15 protein-coding genes are annotated in these 15,919 nt (G+C 72.6%); 9 read left to right on the top strand and 6 right to left on the bottom strand.

Annotated elements, in window-relative coordinates:
- From MTP10_RS17340 to MTP10_RS17330, 3 genes are read right to left on the bottom strand one after another with little or no spacing between them, the layout of a single operon-like run.
- A complete protein-coding gene (locus MTP10_RS17340; RefSeq protein ID WP_310710487.1) occupies window positions 1-1,050 on the bottom strand; it encodes a mandelate racemase/muconate lactonizing enzyme family protein in 1,050 nt (349 codons plus the stop codon).
- Window positions 1,040-1,924, bottom strand: a complete 885-nt coding sequence (locus tag MTP10_RS17335; RefSeq protein ID WP_310710486.1) for a 5-dehydro-4-deoxyglucarate dehydratase — start codon at window positions 1,922-1,924, stop codon at window positions 1,040-1,042. Before MTP10_RS17335 ends, MTP10_RS17340 begins: the two co-directional genes overlap by 11 nt.
- Complete coding sequence (locus MTP10_RS17330) at window positions 1,921-2,808, bottom strand: NAD(P)-dependent oxidoreductase (RefSeq protein WP_310710485.1); 888 nt, start codon at window positions 2,806-2,808, stop codon at window positions 1,921-1,923. The genes MTP10_RS17335 and MTP10_RS17330 overlap by 4 nt, the downstream gene beginning before the upstream one ends.
- Window positions 2,809-3,034: 226 nt before the next feature.
- Between MTP10_RS17330 and MTP10_RS17325 the strand changes: the two genes are divergently transcribed.
- The 8 genes from MTP10_RS17325 (at window position 3,035) to MTP10_RS17290 (ending at window position 11,606) form a co-directional block, all read left to right on the top strand.
- Window positions 3,035-4,006 carry a LacI family DNA-binding transcriptional regulator gene (locus MTP10_RS17325; protein ID WP_310710484.1) on the top strand — a complete coding sequence of 324 codons (972 nt, stop codon included), beginning with the start codon at window positions 3,035-3,037 and terminating at the stop codon, window positions 4,004-4,006.
- On the top strand, window positions 4,003-4,956 hold the full coding sequence (locus MTP10_RS17320) for an aldose epimerase family protein (RefSeq protein WP_310710483.1): 954 nt from the start codon (window positions 4,003-4,005) through the stop codon (window positions 4,954-4,956). The genes MTP10_RS17325 and MTP10_RS17320 overlap by 4 nt, the downstream gene beginning before the upstream one ends.
- A 257-nt stretch (window positions 4,957-5,213) precedes the next feature.
- Entirely contained in the window at window positions 5,214-7,562 is a 2,349-nt protein-coding gene (locus MTP10_RS17315) for a DNA translocase FtsK 4TM domain-containing protein (protein WP_397203614.1), read from the top strand.
- 147 nt (window positions 7,563-7,709) lie between these two features.
- Entirely contained in the window at window positions 7,710-8,444 is a 735-nt protein-coding gene (locus tag MTP10_RS17310; protein ID WP_310710481.1) for a helix-turn-helix domain-containing protein, read from the top strand.
- Window positions 8,445-8,490: 46 nt separating this feature from the next.
- Window positions 8,491-9,900: a 30S ribosomal protein S12 methylthiotransferase RimO gene (gene rimO, locus MTP10_RS17305; RefSeq protein WP_310710480.1), complete on the top strand. Its 1,410-nt coding sequence runs from the start codon at window positions 8,491-8,493 to the stop codon at window positions 9,898-9,900.
- The gene (gene pgsA / locus MTP10_RS17300; protein WP_310710479.1) at window positions 9,897-10,469 is read left to right on the top strand and encodes a CDP-diacylglycerol--glycerol-3-phosphate 3-phosphatidyltransferase; all 573 of its coding nucleotides are present in this window, start codon (window positions 9,897-9,899) and stop codon (window positions 10,467-10,469) included. Before rimO ends, pgsA begins: the two co-directional genes overlap by 4 nt.
- 2 nt (window positions 10,470-10,471) lie before the next feature.
- The gene (locus MTP10_RS17295; RefSeq protein WP_310710478.1) at window positions 10,472-10,963 is read left to right on the top strand and encodes a nicotinamide-nucleotide amidohydrolase family protein; all 492 of its coding nucleotides are present in this window, start codon (window positions 10,472-10,474) and stop codon (window positions 10,961-10,963) included.
- A gap of 286 nt (window positions 10,964-11,249) precedes the next feature.
- Entirely contained in the window at window positions 11,250-11,606 is a 357-nt protein-coding gene (locus tag MTP10_RS17290) for a helix-turn-helix transcriptional regulator (protein WP_310710544.1), read from the top strand.
- Here MTP10_RS17290 and MTP10_RS17285 read toward each other — a convergent pair.
- Window positions 11,603-12,418 (bottom strand): DNA-formamidopyrimidine glycosylase family protein, encoded by an 816-nt coding sequence (locus tag MTP10_RS17285; protein WP_310710477.1) that lies wholly within the window; start codon window positions 12,416-12,418, stop codon window positions 11,603-11,605. The genes MTP10_RS17290 and MTP10_RS17285 overlap by 4 nt on opposite strands.
- 53 nt (window positions 12,419-12,471) lie before the next feature.
- On the bottom strand, window positions 12,472-12,921 hold the full coding sequence (locus tag MTP10_RS17280) for an Rrf2 family transcriptional regulator (protein ID WP_310710476.1): 450 nt from the start codon (window positions 12,919-12,921) through the stop codon (window positions 12,472-12,474).
- A 281-nt stretch (window positions 12,922-13,202) separates the two neighbouring features.
- Between MTP10_RS17280 and MTP10_RS17275 the strand changes: the two genes are divergently transcribed.
- Entirely contained in the window at window positions 13,203-14,381 is a 1,179-nt protein-coding gene (locus MTP10_RS17275) for an ROK family transcriptional regulator (protein WP_310710475.1), read from the top strand.
- Window positions 14,382-14,399: 18 nt separating this feature from the next.
- Here the strand turns inward: MTP10_RS17275 and MTP10_RS17270 are convergent, their stop codons facing one another.
- Window positions 14,400-15,878 carry a glycoside hydrolase family 3 N-terminal domain-containing protein gene (locus tag MTP10_RS17270; RefSeq protein WP_310710474.1) on the bottom strand — a complete coding sequence of 493 codons (1,479 nt, stop codon included), beginning with the start codon at window positions 15,876-15,878 and terminating at the stop codon, window positions 14,400-14,402.
- Window positions 15,879-15,919: the final 41 nt, after the last annotated feature.

The following is a 15,919-nucleotide window of genomic DNA, read 5'->3' as shown; positions in this document are numbered from 1 at the left end:
TCACCTCCAGCGGAGCCCGAGGCCCCGGTGCTCTCCGACGCTCAGCTTCCCACCCGAGACCCGGACGGGGTACGGCTCCTCCAGCAACCCGAGGGCCGCGAACGAGGCGTCCTCGACCTCCTCGGCCATGCACGGCAGCGGCAGCGTGAGCGCGAGCTGCGCCGACAGGTCGGGCAGCAGGTGCGGATAGACGGGCACGTCGAACGCCCGGGCCAGCTCGGTGATCCGCAGGAACGGCGTGATGCCGCCCACCCGGACCACGTTGGGCTGGACCACGTCGCAGGCGCCCGCGGTCAGCAGGTCACGGAAGCCGTAGACGGTGTAGACGTTCTCGCCGACCGCGATCGGCACGTCCACCGACCGGCGCAGCTCCACGTGCGCGGCCACGTCGTCGGCCGGCAGCGGCTCCTCCAGCCAGTGCAGCCCGTACGGGGCCAGCGCGTCGACCGCGCGGCGGGCCCGGTGCAGGTCCCAGCGCTGGTTGGCGTCGATCATCAGCAGCGTGCCCGGCCCGACGACCTCGCGGACCGCGGCCACCCGCTCGACGTCCTCGCTCAGGTCGGGCCGGCCGACCTTCATCTTGACGGCCGGGTAGCCGGCCGCCTTCCACCGCTCGGCCTGCGCGACCAGCTCCTCCAGCGTGTAGTGCAGGTTGACGCCGCTGCCGTAGACCGGCACGGTGTCCCTGCGCCGGCCCAGCACGTCCACGATCCCGCGCCCGCCGCAGCGCAGGTCCCACAGCGCGAGGTCCACGCCCGCGAGGGCGACCGTGGTGACGCCGCCCGGTCCGGCCTCGCGCAGGTGCCGCCAGAGGCGGTCCCACACCACCTCCGGGTGCGGGTCGAGGCCGATCACCGCCTCCCGGATGTCGTGCTCCAGCAACGCCTGGACGGCCCGCGCCCCGATCTGCGGCGTCCAGGAGAAGCCCGTGCCGGTCCGCCCGTCGTCCAGGACCACCTCGACCACCAGCACGTGGTTGGCGGGCACGTCCGGCCCCCACGGCCGCGGCAGGGCGGCCGTGCGGGCGCTCACACGCAGGTCACGAATCATGGGCCGCCGCCACCTCCTTGCCCCGCCGGATGAGCTCCTCCAGCTCGGCCACGTGCTCCGGCGCGGCGTCCACCAGCGGGGGCCGCACCGGGCCGGCGTCCAGGCCGGTCAGCCGCACCCCGGCCTTGACCAGCGACACGGCGTACCCCGGGACCTTGGAGCGCAGCCGGACGAGCGGCTCGTAGAACTCGGTGAGCAGGTCGCCGGCGCCGGCGAGGAAAGCGGTGGCGATCTCCGGCGCGAACGCGAAGACCGCCGAGGAGTAGAGCTCCACGCCGATGCCCCGGTAGGCCCCCATGGTCAGCTCGGCCGTCGGCAGCCCGTTGAAGAACGCGAAGTCCGGGCCGATCTCGCGGCGTACGGCCAGCACGATCCGCTGGATGAGGTCGATGTCGCCCAGGCCGTCCTTCAGGCCCACCACGCCGGGGATCCGGGCCAGCTCCACCACCTGCTCGGGGGTGAGCACCACCGACCCGCGCATGTAGATGATCACCGGCAGCACCTCGGCGACCGCGCGCACGTAGGCGGTGTAGCCCTCGCGCGGCCCCACGGCCAGGTACGGCGGCATGAGCAGCAGGCCGTCGGCGCCCGCGTCACGGGCCGCGCGGGCCTGGCGCAGCGCCGAGCCGAGCGGCCCGCCCGCGCCGGCGACCACCGGCGCCTCGCCCCGCGCCGTCTTGACGGCCACCTGCACGGCGGCCTCGTGCTCGGCCTCCGACAGGGCGGGGAACTCGCCGGTGCCGCACGCCACGAACACCCCGCCCGGCCGGTGCGCGAGCCCGCGCCTGATGTGCTCGGCCAGCACCTCCTCGGCCAGGCGCCCGGCCGCGTCGAACGGCGTTACCGGGAAGAAGAGGATCCCGCTGAGGTTCATCCGATCTCCAGTTCGGTTCGCCAGTCGCGCTTGGGGGTCCAGCCCAGCAGCCGCTCGGCCTTGGCCGAGGTGAAGGCGGGGGCGGTGCCGGTCAGCGCGGCGGCGGTGGCCGCGGTGGCGGGGTTGACGGCGGGCAGCAGCTCCGCCAGGGGCTCACGGGCGAGGGCGTCGGCGGCTCCGGCGAAGAACACCTCGCCGTTCGGGATGTCCCACATCCGGTCGATCAGGACGGACAGCATGTCCGAGGCGTCGCGCGCGTCGATGTAGTTGAACAGCGACACCCCGGCGATCTCCGGCCGGTCCAGCCGTTCCGCGATGGTGTGGCCGGACTGGGTCGGCGCGCCCGCCCACTCCTCCGGTGCCACCACGAAGCACGGCCGCACGGCCGCGAACCTCGTCTCGGAGTCGCGCGCGAAGGCGGCCATGGTCTGCTCGGCCACCAGCTTCGACAGGCTGTAGGCGTTCCACGGCTCGGCCGGGTGCTCCTCGTCGATCGGCAGGTAGCGCGGCGCCCAGCCGCGGGGCGCGCCGTAGCCGATGACGGTCGGGCTGCTGGCGATGACCACGCGGCCGACCCCGGTGTTGCTCGCCGCCTCGCAGACGTTGAAGGCGAGCTGGGTGTTGGTCCGGTAGATGACGCCCTCGGGCCGGCTGAACGGGGTGGCGATGGCGGCCAGGTGGACCACCACGTCCGGGCGGAAGCGGGCGAGCACGTCGTAGGCCTGGCCGAGGTCGGTGAGGTCGGCGGGCAGGGTGGACGCCGCCTCCGGCGGGGTGCCCGGCACGACGTCGACGCCGATCACCTCGTGACCGGCCTGCGCCAATGTGGCGACCACGCTGCGCCCTAGCCGGCCGGCGCTCCCGGTCACCAGTGTTCGTGTCATCGGATCTTTCACCACTCCTGGGGTTCGCGTTCGGCAACCGGTTGCAAAAAGTATTGAGGTTTCGTTCCGGCAACGTCAAGCGGCGGAGGCGCGCCCTCCCCTCCCACTTGGGGGAACATAGGGGATAGGGTGGTGCGCCGGCGGTCCCTCCCGGGCGGCGACGACGCATTGACAGCGATACAAACGCTTGCACTAAAGTACAAGCTGTGGTCGGAGGAGGCCAGGCGTGGCGGTGACGATTCGCGACGTGGCACGCGCTTCCGGCGTCCACGTCTCCACGGTGTCACGTTCCTTCTCCGCGCCCCACCTGGTCAACCCGGAGACCCGCACCCGCGTGCTGGCCGTCGCCGAGGACCTGGGCTACCGGCCCAACCGCGCCGCCCGCGCGCTGACCACCGGCCGCACCCACAACCTCGGCCTCATCGTGGCCGACATCGCCAACCCCTTCTTCCCGCCGCTCATCAAGGCCGCCCAGGCCCAGGCACGGCTGCGCGACTACCACGTGTTCGTGGCCGACACCGACGAGGATCCCAAGGCGGAGGAGGATCTGATCCAGACCCTCACCAAGCAGGTGGACGGCGTCCTGCTGTGCAGCCCGCGCCTGACCAACAGGACGATAGAGCGCCTGCGCGAGGAGATCCCCTTCGTCCTGGTCAACCGGCGCGTCCGGGGCATGCCCACGGTGCTCATGGACGTGGGGCGCGGGGCCCGGCTCGCCGTCGAGCACCTGACGGAGCTGGGGCACCGCCGCCTGGCCGTCGTCACCGGCCCCAGCGGCTCCTGGACCAGCAAGGAGATGCAGGAGGCGGCCGCCGCGATGAGCGAGGTGGACGTCGTCTTCCTCGGCCCCAACCCGCCGACCGAGCTGGGTGGCCTGGCCGCCGCCGCCGACGTGCTGGCCTCGGGCGCCACCGGCGTCCTCGCCTACAACGACCTGGTCGCCATCGGCCTGATCGAGGGGCTGTCCGAGCGCGGGGCCGAGGTGCCGCGCGACATCAGCGTGATCGGCGTGGACGACATCGTGGCCGGCCGGCTCGGCCGTCCCAAGCTCACCACCATCGCCATGCCCACCGCCGCCGCCGGGCGCATCGCCGTCGACATGCTGCTGCAGTCGGTCGACTCCGAGGGGGCCACGGGTGTCACGATGCTGGAGACCACCCTGATCGTCCGAGAGTCCACGGGAGAGGCACACACATGATGTTCGGAACACTGCCGTCGGGCGAGCGCGTCGAGCGCTTCGAGCTGACCTCGGGGCGGCTGCGCGCGGCCGTGCTCAGCTACGGCGCCGTGCTCCAGTCCTTGGAGGTGTCCGGCGTCAACGTGGTGCTCGGACTCGACACGCTCGAGGACTACCTGACCCGCAGCCGCTACTTCGGCGCGGTCGTCGGCAGGTACGGCAACCGCATCGCCGGCGCCGCGTTCACCCTCGACGGGGTCGCCTACACCCTGCCCCGCAACAACGGGCCCAGCAGCCTGCACGGCGGCGTCGAGGGCTTCGACCGCAAGGTGTGGACGGTCGCCGAGGCCACCGGCTCCTCCGTGACGCTCACCCTGACCAGCCCCGACGGCGACCAGGGCTACCCGGGCACGCTCACCGCCTCCGTCACCTACACCGCCGACGGCGACGCGCTGCGCATCGACTACACCGCCGAGACCGACGCGCCCACGGTGCTCAACCTCACCAACCACTCCTACTTCAACCTGGCCGGCGCCGGCCGTGGCGACGTCCTCGGCCACGAGATCGAGATCGGCGCCGAGCACTACCTGCCGGTCGACGACGACAAGATCCCGACCGGTGACCTCGCCCCCGTCAAGGGCACGCCGTTCGACTTCACCACGCCCCACGCCATCGGCGCCCGCCTCGACGGCGCCTACGACCACTGCTTCGTGCTGGACGGATCCGGCGGCATGCGCGTCGTCGAGCCGGCCGTCGGCCTGACCATGGAGGTCACCACCACGGAGCCGGGCGTGCAGTTCTACGCCGGCGGCATGCTCGACGGCGTCGCCACCCCCTTCGGGCCGCACGCGGGCTTCTGCCTGGAGACCCAGCACTTCCCCGACTCGCCCAACCAGTCGCAGTTCCCCTCCACGGTGCTGCGGCCGGGGGAGCGCTTCACCTCCAGCACGACCTACCGCTTCCCGGCCTGACGCCCGGCTTACACCCGTTCGCGAACGGCATCGGCGAGCCTGAGTGCGTTCGCCACCGTCTCGGAAGTACCTTTGGCATCATGGCCACCCGTACGCCGAAAAGCGCATCGAAGGGGCCGGCGAAGCGGTCGACCACGCCGCGCCCGGCCCCCGCGAAGCGGGGATCCACGCCGTCGGGGCGCCCGAGGGCCAGGGGATCATCGTCGGCCCGCAAGGCGTCCCTGACCCATCAGGACCCGATCACCTGGGTCTTCACGATGATCGGCAAGCTCGTCGTCGGGCTGTGGATGCTCGTGGCCAACGGCATCGGCGGCGCGGCGCGGGCGCTCGGCAAGAACGCCCGCGAGCTCGACCCGGCGCACCGGCGCGACGGCGTGGGCCTCGCGGTCCTGGCCGGCGCCATCGTGCTGGCCGCGATGACCTGGCGCGCCTCCGAGGGCACGGTCGCCACCGTGGTCAACGTGGTCGTGCGCGCGATGTTCGGCTCGCTGGCGTGGGCGCTGCCGCTGCTGTTCGGCCTGCTGGCCTGGCGGTACCTGCGCCACCCCGACCAGAACGCCGACACCGGCCGCATGGTGATCGGCTGGAGCGCGCTGCTGATCGGCGTGCTCGGCGTCATCCACGTGGCCAACGACGTGCCCTACCCCAACCCCGCGGGCACCGCCAACGACGGCATGGACCGGGTCTCCCAGGCGGGCGGCCTCATCGGGTTCATCGTCTCGGCCCCGCCCATGAGCATCCTGCCCTCGTGGATCACGATCCCGCTGCTGCTCATGCTGTCCGGCTTCGGGGTGCTCGTGATCACGGCCACGCCGGTCCACCGCATCCCCGAGCGGCTGTCGGAGCTGCGGCACCTGCTGTTCGAGCAGCGGGGCACCGCCCCGGCCGGCGCCCCCAGGCCCGAGGTCCGGCGACAGCGGCGGGTCCGCAAGCCCGCCGAGCCCGGCGCCGAGCGCGAGGGCGAGCCGCCGTACGACACGCCCGTCCTGTCCGACCAGGACAAGCGGGCCGACCACGCGCCGGAGATCGTGCCGGGCCTGGTGGACGAGGAGCCGCCCGCGCCCGAGCCGGCCAGACGGCCCGAGCCGCCGGAGCCGACGCCCGCGCCGCGCAAGGTCGAGCAGCTCGTGCTCTCGCCGCAGGCCGGCCCGTACAGCCTGCCGGACCTGCAGTTCCTCAAGCCCGGCAGCCTGCCCAAGCCGCAGACCAAGGCCAACACCACCGTGGTCAACGCGCTGACCAGCGTGCTGGAGCAGTTCGCCATCGACGCGCAGGTGATCGGCTTCACCCGCGGCCCGACCGTCACCCGCTACGAGATCGAGCTCGGGCCCGCCGTGAAGGTGGAGAAGGTCACCGCGCTCACCAAGAACATCGCGTACGCGGTGAAGTCCGCCGACGTCCGCATCCTGTCGCCCATCCCCGGCAAGTCGGCCATCGGGGTGGAGATCCCGAACGCCGACAAGGACCTGGTGGCGCTCGGCGACGTGCTGCGCTCGCAGGTGGCCCAGGCCGACCACCACCCGATGATCGTGGGGCTGGGCAAGGACGTCGAGGGCCGCACGATCGTGGCCAACCTCGCCAAGATGCCCCATTTGCTCATCGCGGGCGCCACCGGCGCGGGCAAGTCCGTCTGCGTCAACGGCCTCATCACCTCGATCCTCATGCGCGCCACCCCCGACGAGGTGCGCATGGTGCTCGTCGACCCCAAGCGGGTGGAGCTCTCGGTGTACGAGGGCATCCCGCACCTGATCACGCCCATCATCACCAACCCCAAGAAGGCCGCCGAGGCCCTCGAATGGGTCGTGGGGGAGATGGACCGCCGCTACGACGACCTGGCGGCCTCCGGGTTCCGGCACGTGGACGAGTTCAACAAGGCGGTGCGGGCCGGCAAGCTCCAGCCGCCGCCGGGCAGTGAGCGGGTCTACCAGCCGTACCCGTACCTGCTGGTGATCGTGGACGAGCTGGCCGACCTCATGATGGTGGCCCCGCGCGACGTCGAGGACTCGATCGTGCGCATCACGCAGCTCGCCCGCGCCGCCGGCATCCACCTGGTCATCGCCACCCAGCGGCCCTCCGTGGACGTCGTCACCGGTCTCATCAAGGCCAACGTGCCCTCCCGGCTGGCCTTCGCCGTCTCCTCGCTCACCGACTCGCGGGTCATCCTCGACCAGCCCGGCGCCGACAAGCTGGTCGGCCAGGGCGACGCGCTGTTCCTGCCGATGGGCGCGAGCAAGCCCATCCGCATCCAGAACGCGTTCGTCTCGGAGAAGGAGATCGCCGAGATCGTCGCGCACTGCAAGACGCAGATGCAGGCCGAGTACCGCGACGACGTGGCCGCCGCGCCCGTCAAGCGGGAGATCGATGAGGACATCGGCGACGACCTGGAGCTGCTGATCCAGGCGGCCGAGCTGATCGTGACGACCCAGTTCGGCTCCACCTCGATGCTCCAGCGCAAGCTGCGCGTCGGGTTCGCCAAGGCCGGGCGGCTGATGGACCTGCTGGAGAGCCGCTCCGTGGTGGGCCCCAGCGAGGGCTCCAAGGCCCGTGAGGTGCTCGTCAAGCCCGACGATCTGGCGGCTCTGCTGGCCGACCTGCGCGGCGGGTGACCCCGGTGCGCCCCTGCCGGACGGTTACTGGTTGAATAGGGCTGGTTACGGTTCGTCAGGGGCTGGGAGGCGTGCGCCGTGGAGGACCAGAGCACACAGGAGCAGGAAGCGCCGGCACAGGGCGCGGACAGGCGGAGCGTCGGAGCCATGCTGTCCACCGCGAGACGGTCGGCGGGCATGACGGTCGAGCAGCTCAGCGCGGTCACCCGCGTTCGCGAGGCGATCATCAACGCCTTCGAGCGCGACGAGTTCGCGCAGTGCGGCGGCGACTTCTACGAGCGGGGGCACATCAAGGCGCTCTCCAGAGCACTCGGCCTCGATCCCGAGGCCATGGTCCAACGCTACGACGAGTTCAACGGCGGGCGCCCGCCCGCGCTGCAGATGGCCGGCGTCTTCCGCACCGACCGCGTGCTGCGGGCGGCCGAGCGGCGCGGTCCCACCTGGTCGATGGGGCTGGGCGTCGTGCTCAGCCTCGTCGTGATCTTCGGCGTGGTCCGCGTCATGGGCGGAGGGACGCACCCGGCCGCGGTGGAGGAGATCTCCGCCGGCCAGGGCGCGCCGGCGGCCGAGCTGCACCAGCGCGCCAAGCCGGCACCGCCCAGGGCGAGCGCGACCGTCGTCTCCAACGAGGTGGTCGTCCAGGTCAAGGCCAAGCGCTCGTCCTACGTCAACGTCCTCGACGCCCAGGGGCGCAGCCTGTTCGCCGGGACGATGCAGCCCGGCATGACATCCACCTGGCGGGCACCGAACCGGGTCGACCTTGAGGTCAGCGACGCCGGCGCGGTGTCGGTGCAGGTCAACGGCAAGAAGGTCGGCAAGCTGGGGTCGCGGGGCGAGACGGTGCGCCGCTCGTTCGGGCCGCCGGCGCCACCGGCGAGGTAGCCCGTGCATCGGGTGGTGGCCAACTCCCGATACCGTAGTGTTCACCATGTCATCCCGCCGAACCGCATCGCTGATCACCCTGGGCTGCGCGCGCAACGAGGTCGACTCCGAGGAGCTCGCCGCGCGACTTGAGGCTGCCGGCTGGCAGCTGGGCGACGACGACCCAGACGTCGTCGTCGTCAACACGTGTGGCTTCATCGACTCGGCGAAGAAGGACTCCATCGACACGCTGCTGGCCGCGGCGGACTCCGGCACCAAGGTGGTCGCCGCGGGCTGCATGGCCGAGCGTTACGGCAACGAGCTGGCCGAGGCACTGCCCGAGGCCAGCGCGGTCATCTCCTTCGACGACTACGCCGACATCGGCGGCCGCCTCGACGACGTGCTCGCCGGGCGGCCGCTCAAGCCGCACACCCCGCGTGACCGCCGCACCCTGCTGCCCATCTCGCCCGTCGACCGGGCCGCGGCCCCCAAGGCCGCCATCCCGGGCCACGGCGACCTGCCCGACGGGCTGGCGCCCGCCAGCGGCCCCCGCGTGCTGCGCAAGCGGCTCGACGAGAGCCCGGTGGCCTCGCTCAAGCTCGCCTCCGGCTGCGACCGGCGCTGCACCTTCTGCGCCATCCCGGCCTTCCGCGGCGCCTACGTCTCGCGTGACCCCGAGGAGCTGCTGGCCGAGGCCGACTGGCTCGCCCACCGCGGCGTGCGCGAGCTGGTCCTCGTCAGCGAGAACTCCACCTCCTACGGCAAGGACCTCGGCGACCTGAGGGCGCTGGAGAAGCTGCTGCCGCGCCTGGCCGCCGTCGAGGGCATCGACCGGGTGCGCGTCAGCTACCTCCAGCCGGCCGAGCTGCGACCGGGGCTGCTGGAGGTCATCGCGGGCACCGAGGGCATCGCCCCGTACTTCGACCTGTCCTTCCAGCACGCCAGCGGCACGGTGCTGCGCCGGATGCGCCGCTTCGGCGACCCGGAGCGCTTCCTGGGGCTGCTGGAGAGCATCCGCGAGCACGCCCCCGAGGCGGGTGTGCGCTCCAACTTCATCGTGGGCTTCCCCGGCGAGACCGAGGAGGAGTTCGGCGAGCTGGTCGGCTTCCTGGAGCAGGCGCGGCTCGACGTGATCGGCGTGTTCGGCTACTCCGACGAGGACGGCACCGAGGCGGCCGGCTTCGACGGCAAGCTCGACCAGGAGACCGTGGACGAGCGCGTGCGCGTGCTGACCGAGCTGGCCGAGGAGCTGACCGCGCAGCGGGCCGAGGAGCGCATCGGCACCGAGGTCGACGTGCTCATCGACGACGACCTGGGTGACGGCGGCTATGAGGGCCGGGCCGCCCACCAGGGTCCCGAGGTGGACGGGTCCGTGACCGTGCAGGGCATCGGCCTGGTGCGCGGCCAGATCGTGCGCGCGGTGGTGGTCGACGCCGAGGGGGTCGACCTGATCGCGCGCATCAAGGCCGGTCCATGACGAGGGACGAGCGCCGCGTGGTCAGCCCGTGGAACATCGCCAACGTGCTCACGGTCCTGCGGTTGGTGCTCGTCCCCTTCTTCGTCTTCTGCCTCTTCATGCCGGGCATGGGCTGGCGCCTGGGCGCGCTGGCCGTCTTCGGCGTGGCGTCCATCACCGACCATCTCGACGGCGAGCTGGCCCGCCGCTACGGGCTGATCACCGACTTCGGCAAGATCGCCGACCCGATCGCCGACAAGGCGCTGACCGGGGCGGCGCTGGTGTCCCTGTCGCTTCTCGGCGAGCTGCCGTGGTGGGTCACGCTGGTGATCCTCGGCCGTGAGCTCGGCATCACAGTGCTGCGCCTCATGCTGATCCGCCGCGCGGTCATCCCGGCCAGCTACGGCGGCAAGGTCAAGACCGTGCTGCAGATCGCCGCGATCGTCCTGTACATCCTGCCCGGCGTCTACGACCCGCTCCGCTGGACGGTCATGGGCGCCGCCCTGCTGGTCACGGTCGGCACGGGCATCGACTACGTGGTCCGAGCCGTCAAGCTCCGCAAGGTGGCGCGGCAGGTCCGGGGGGAGTGACCATGGCTGCGGCCGCCGAGGCCATCACGCTGCTGGTGGAGCGGGGGGCCACGCTCGCCGTGGCCGAGTCGCTGACCGGGGGGCTCATCGGGGCGACCCTCACCGCCGTCCCGGGGGCGTCCAAGGCGTTCCGGGGCGGGGTCGTCTCCTACGCGACGGATCTGAAGCAGGCGCTGCTGGGGGTCCCCGGCGATCTGCTGCGACGGGAGGGGGCCGTTCACCCGGACGTCGCGGCGGCGATGGCGGCGGGCGTGGCCAGGGTGTGCGAGGCGACGTACGGGCTGGCCGTGACCGGGGTGGCGGGGCCCGAGCCCCAGGACGGCAAGCCCGTCGGCACCGTGCACGTGGCCGTCAGCGGGCCCGGCGGAGAAATATGGCTGCGGGAGTTGAGACTCCAGGGGTCGCGCGAACGTATCAGGGTAAAGACGGTGGACGAGGCGGTTGATCTACTAACAGGTGTGCTTAAGCCGAACAAGGGGGAACATTCCGGGTGATTACCGTGTTACGTCCCGAGCGAACATGACAGGCACGGTCTGACGCGGTGTCGGTCGATACAGGTACGGTGGAGCTGTGAGTGAGGTCCGAGAGCCAACGTCAAGCAGCGAACGCCCGGCAGGCAGGCCGGGTGCGTCGCATGACGGGCCGGGAGCGACGATCCGGGGACGGCAGGGCCCCATGACGACGGCGAGGAGCATGTACCAAGCGAAGAAGAAGGATGGGCGGCACGATCCGATCGCGCGGGGCGTGGTGAAGTCTTCCACGCCGGGGAGGGAGCGACAGATGATTTTGCTGCGTCAGCTGCTCGGCGATGTGCTGAGGCGGTTGCGCGTGCGGCAGGGACGCACTCTCCGTGAGGTGTCCACGTTGGCGCGGGTCTCGCTGGGCTACTTGTCCGAAGTGGAGCGTGGCCAGAAAGAGGCGTCGTCCGAGTTGCTGGCCTCGATCTGCGGCGCCCTCGGCGTTCCGCTGTCGCAGGTTCTGCGTGAGGTGTCCGACCAGTTCGCCCTGGCTGAGCTGCAGGCTGCCCCCGTGCTCGCCGACGTCCCCGACCACGAGCGCATCCCCCTTGCCGAAGCGGTGCCCGGATCGATCTCCGACTCCGTGTTCCCCGAGGTCAAGGACATGGTGGCCGCCTAGCCCGGCTGGCAGGCGCCGCACCACAGGATCAGCCGTTCCTGTGGCTGTGCCCCCATCTCCCCACGGCTGATGCGCGTGCCGCATCGGCGACACGGCCGCCCCGCCCTGCCGTAGACCCAGGTCTGCGCGCCGGGACGGCGATCGCCTGTCGTCACGGTGCCCGCGTGAGCCTTGTTCGCGTTCAGCAGCCGCTGGGCCAGCGTGACCATCCCCTCCAGGTCCGCCACGTCCCCGACCTTCCGCCACGGCCAGACTCCTCTGAGGAACAGCGTCTCGGCGCGGTAGATCGTGCCGATTCCCGCAAGGTTGCGCTGGTCGAGCAGCGCCTCCCCGATCGTCCTGTCCGGCTCCAGCAGCAGCCGCCGCACCGCCTCGGCGGGATCCCAGTCGTCGCCGAGCAGGTCGGGTCCCAGATGGCCCACCACTCGTGACTCCTCGGCGGTACGCAGCAGGTCCACCATCCCCAGCCGGTGCCCGACCGCCTCCCACTCCGCGTTGGCCAGCACGAGCCGGACATCGTCGCCGCCCACACCGCGTGCTCCGGGGCTCTGGACCGCGCCGTTCCGGGTCCGCCTTCCGGCCGGAGCGATGCGCCAGCTCCCGTCCATGCGCAGGTGGGTGTGCACGGTCAGGCCGCCCTCGACGCGGGTGAGCAGGTGCTTGCCCCGCGACACCGTCGTCAGCACGGTCCGCCCGCGCAGGTCGGCGGTGGCGTGGCGGGGCACCCGGAAGTCGGACCTGGTCAGCACCCGCCCGTCGAGCGCGCCCCGCAGCCGGCCGGCGGCACGGTGGACGGCGTCTCCTTCGGGCATGCCCCCAGTCTAGGAACCCGGTGCGGGGTGTCCTCTCTCCGGTCTTGGGACGATCAGTCCCAGGCGGCGGGGTCGGCGGCGAGCTGGCGCACGCGCTCCGGCAGCACACCGCTCGCGACCTGCTCCAGCGTGACCTCTTCGAGGATGGAGCGCTCGGTGGACCGCAACGCGATCCACACCTGCTGCAGTGACTCCGCCGGGCCGCGGTAGCCGACGTGCTCGGGGCGCTCGCCGCGGACGTTGGCCAGCGGCCCGTCGACCGCCCTGATCACGTCGGCGAGCGAGATCTCGCCCGCGGGACGTGCGAGCACGTAGCCGCCCTCGGGGCCCCGCTGGCCGCGGACCAGGCCGGCGCGGCGCATCTGGAGCAGGATGTTCTCCAGGTATTTGGGCGGCATGTCCTGCTCCTTGGCGAGCTCGCCCACGGTGGTCGGTCCGGCACCGGCTGCGGCGAGTTCGGCGGCGGCACGGAGGGCGTAGTCGACCCGAGCGGAAAGGCGCATGTTGTCGATTATCCCTCCTGGTCAACAGTGGTTATGCGCAAGGCCGCCGAAAGCGTGAGGTGATCGGAGACCTCGCAACCGCCCTGCCTGGGCGGACATCCCGTAGACGCCTTTTCGGTCCTTTTCGGGCTCTTCGGCTCGTCCGCCGGCCGGGAGGAAAGAATGGGAGCGTGCCCAAAGGGCCGGTTTTGCGAGGAATCCTCGCGTTCACCTGCGGTGATCAGCGACAGGAGGAGCGCTAAACTTCCAACAACCTTTTCGATTAGACGGTGGGATACAGCGTGGAGCGACGCCCTGGTGTGCCCAGACTGCTCAGGGAGATCAACGACCGGGCCGCGCTCGAGTTGCTGCTCTCCACCGGTCCGATGACCCGGGGGCAGATCGGCGAGCTGACCGGCCTGTCCAAGGTCACCGCCTCCCAGACGCTCGCCCGGCTGGAGGAGCGCGGCCTCGTCGAGGTCGTCGGCGCCCAGGCGGGCGGCCGCGGGCCCAACGCGGCGCTCTACTCCGTCATCCCCTCCAGCGCGTACGTGGCCGGGCTGGAGGTCGGGCCGGAGCTGGTCTCGGCGGCCGTCGCCGACATCCACGGCCGCACGGTGGCGGAGGTGACGTTCGCCCCCAACGGCCACGACGACCTCGTCCCCGTCGTCCACGGCGCCATCATGAAGGCCTGCCGCAGCGCCAAGGTCAGCGCGGCCCGGCTGCGCGGCGTCGTGATCGGCACGCCCGGCGTGGTCGATCCCCGCACCGGCGACGTCCGCTACGCCTTCGACCTGCCGGGCTGGCACGACGGCAGCCACGAGGCGCTGGCCGGCGACCTCAAGCGCGCGGTCACCATCGAGAACGACGTGAACCTCGCCGCCGTCGCCGAGCGCGCCGACGGCGCCGCGGCGGGCATAGACGACTTCGTGCTGCTGTGGGCGAGCCGCGGGCTCGGCCTCGCGGTGATGCTGGGCGGCAAGCTGCACCGGGGCCGGTCCGGCAGCGCGGGCGAGATCGGCTACCTGGCGGTGCCGGGCGCGGCGCTGCCCGAGGAGATCCGCACCTCGCCCGGGCGGCTGCCCTCGCTGGCGGGCGGCCTGCAGTCGCTGGTCAGCGCGGAGGCGGTGGCCGAGCTCGCCGCCGGCTACGGGTTCGTGGCGGCGAGCGCGAGGGAATGCGTGGAGGTGGCGGTCGCGGCGGGCGCCCGGGGCGAGCCGCTGCTGGACGAGCTGGCCCGCCGGCTGGCGCTGGGGGTGGCCGCGGTCTGCGTGATCCTCGACCCCGGGCTGGTCGTGCTGGGCGGCGAGGTGGGCCACGCGGGCGGCCGCGCGCTCACCTCCCGGGTGGAGGAGGCGGTCGCCCGCGTCTGCCCGGTACGGCCCCAGGTGGCGACGAGCACCGTGGAGGGCAACCCGGTCCTGCGTGGCGCCGTCCTGGCCGCCCTCCATCAGGCCCACGAGGAGATCTTCGCCTCCTGACGTGGCCCAGGGGTCCGGTCAGGCCGTCAGGAGCTCCATCGCGGCCTGGGCGTTGGCGCGGGCCGCCCCGTACGTCGCGATGTAGGCGGCGCTGCCGGGCCGCCACACGGGCAGGCCCATCTCCACCACGATCGCGTCCGGCCGGGCGGCCACCAGCGCCGAGACCAGGGCTCGGCTGTCGGCGTAGCGGTGGGCGTCCTTGACGACCACGACCAGCGACCGGCCGGCGGCGCGTTCCAGGAGCGCGTCCGCGTCCGCGTCGGCCGGCCGTACCCGGAGGACCTCCGCCTGCGGCAGCCACGGCGAGACGCCCCATGGCACGTCGCCGACCGCGATGGTCGGCGGGGTGTCCACCTCCACCACCAGCGGGTCCGTCAGCGGCCCGGCCGAGCCGTCGAGGCGGACGGCCCGCCTGGCGGCGTGCAGGCCGATCGGCGGCACGCCGCCGCGCGTCTCGTCCGGCGCGTCGGCGGAGCGGACCTCGTGGGCCACGCCGGCGCGGGTGCCGAACCAGGTGCGCAGCGCCGTCGTGCGGGCCGCGGCCTCCTCCAGGCGCGCCACCGGCAGGCGGCCGTCCCGGGCCGCCGCCACGATCGTGTCGATGATCCACGCGACCTCGTCCGGGCCCGGCCTGGGCCCGAGGCAGAGCAGGTCGGCGCCGGCCGCCAGGGACTGGACGGCCCCCTCGGCCAGCCCCACGCCGTCGGTGATGGCCTGCATGTCCAGCGCGTCGGAGATCACCACCCCGCGGTAACCCAGCTCCTCGCGCAGCAGCCCGGTGAGCGCGGCGGAGGACAGGGTGGCCGGCCGGTCACCGGTCAGCGCCGGCACCGCGACGTGCGCCGTCATGATCGACTTGGTGCCCGCGCCGATGGCCGCGCGGAACGGCGCCAGCTCCCTGGCGCGCAGCACGTCCAGCGGCACGTCCACGACCGGCACGTCCAGGTGCGAGTCCACGGTGGTGGCGCCGTGACCGGGGAAGTGCTTGACGCAGGCGGCGACCCCCACGGCCTGCAGCCCCTCGACGGCCGCCACGGTGTGCCGGGAGACCAGCTCGGGGTCGTCGCCGAAGGCCCGGGTGCCGATGACGGGGTTGTCCTCGGCGGTGTTGACGTCGGCGTCGGGCGCCATGTCGAGGTTCACGCCGCAGGCGACCAGCTCCGCGCCGATGGCCCGGTAGACGCGGCGGGTGAGGTCGGGGTCGTCCACCGCGCCGAGCGCGGCGTTGCCCGGGTACGGGCTGCCGACGTGGTACGCGAGCCGGGTGACATCACCGCCCTCCTCGTCGAGCGAGACGACGGGGTCGCCCGCGGCCCGGAGGGAGGCGGTCAGCTCCGCCAGCCCGGCCGGCTCGGCGACGTTGAAGCCGAAGAGCGTGACGCCGCCGAGGCCGCCCTCAAGCTCTCTCAGCACCCAGCCGGGCGCGGCCGTGCCCGTGAACGCGGCCAGCAGCGTGCCCGCCGCGAGGCGGCGCAGCCCCCGATCACTGTGACTCATGGCTCCTCATCGTGGGATGGGCGGCCCGCGGCACGGCCCGG

Source organism: Nonomuraea sp. 3-1Str (assembly GCF_031570565.1).
Classification (GTDB): Bacteria; Actinomycetota; Actinomycetes; order Streptosporangiales; family Streptosporangiaceae; genus Nonomuraea.
The sequence above is the reverse complement of the archived record's forward strand: the minus strand, read 5'-3'. Positions and strand labels throughout refer to the sequence as shown.

Bases quoted from the DNA above. Each gene is read 5' to 3' on its own strand.
- MTP10_RS17310 (WP_310710481.1), top strand. From the start codon at position 7,710: ATGCTGTCCACCGCGAGACGGTCGGCGGGCATGACGGTCGAGCAGCTC.
- MTP10_RS17330 (WP_310710485.1), bottom strand. From the start codon at position 2,808: ATGACACGAACACTGGTGACCGGGAGCGCCGGCCGGCTAGGGCGCAGC.
- MTP10_RS17280 (WP_310710476.1), bottom strand. From the start codon at position 12,921: ATGCGCCTTTCCGCTCGGGTCGACTACGCCCTCCGTGCCGCCGCCGAA.
- MTP10_RS17290 (WP_310710544.1), top strand. From the start codon at position 11,250: ATGATTTTGCTGCGTCAGCTGCTCGGCGATGTGCTGAGGCGGTTGCGC.
- pgsA (WP_310710479.1), top strand. From the start codon at position 9,897: ATGACGAGGGACGAGCGCCGCGTGGTCAGCCCGTGGAACATCGCCAAC.
- MTP10_RS17335 (WP_310710486.1), bottom strand. From the start codon at position 1,924: ATGAACCTCAGCGGGATCCTCTTCTTCCCGGTAACGCCGTTCGACGCG.
- MTP10_RS17320 (WP_310710483.1), top strand. From the start codon at position 4,003: ATGATGTTCGGAACACTGCCGTCGGGCGAGCGCGTCGAGCGCTTCGAG.
- MTP10_RS17270 (WP_310710474.1), bottom strand. From the start codon at position 15,878: ATGAGTCACAGTGATCGGGGGCTGCGCCGCCTCGCGGCGGGCACGCTG.
- MTP10_RS17340 (WP_310710487.1), bottom strand. From the start codon at position 1,050: ATGATTCGTGACCTGCGTGTGAGCGCCCGCACGGCCGCCCTGCCGCGG.
- rimO (WP_310710480.1), top strand. From the start codon at position 8,491: ATGTCATCCCGCCGAACCGCATCGCTGATCACCCTGGGCTGCGCGCGC.
- MTP10_RS17285 (WP_310710477.1), bottom strand. From the start codon at position 12,418: ATGCCCGAAGGAGACGCCGTCCACCGTGCCGCCGGCCGGCTGCGGGGC.
- MTP10_RS17295 (WP_310710478.1), top strand. From the start codon at position 10,472: ATGGCTGCGGCCGCCGAGGCCATCACGCTGCTGGTGGAGCGGGGGGCC.
- MTP10_RS17315 (WP_397203614.1), top strand. From the start codon at position 5,214: ATGATCGGCAAGCTCGTCGTCGGGCTGTGGATGCTCGTGGCCAACGGC.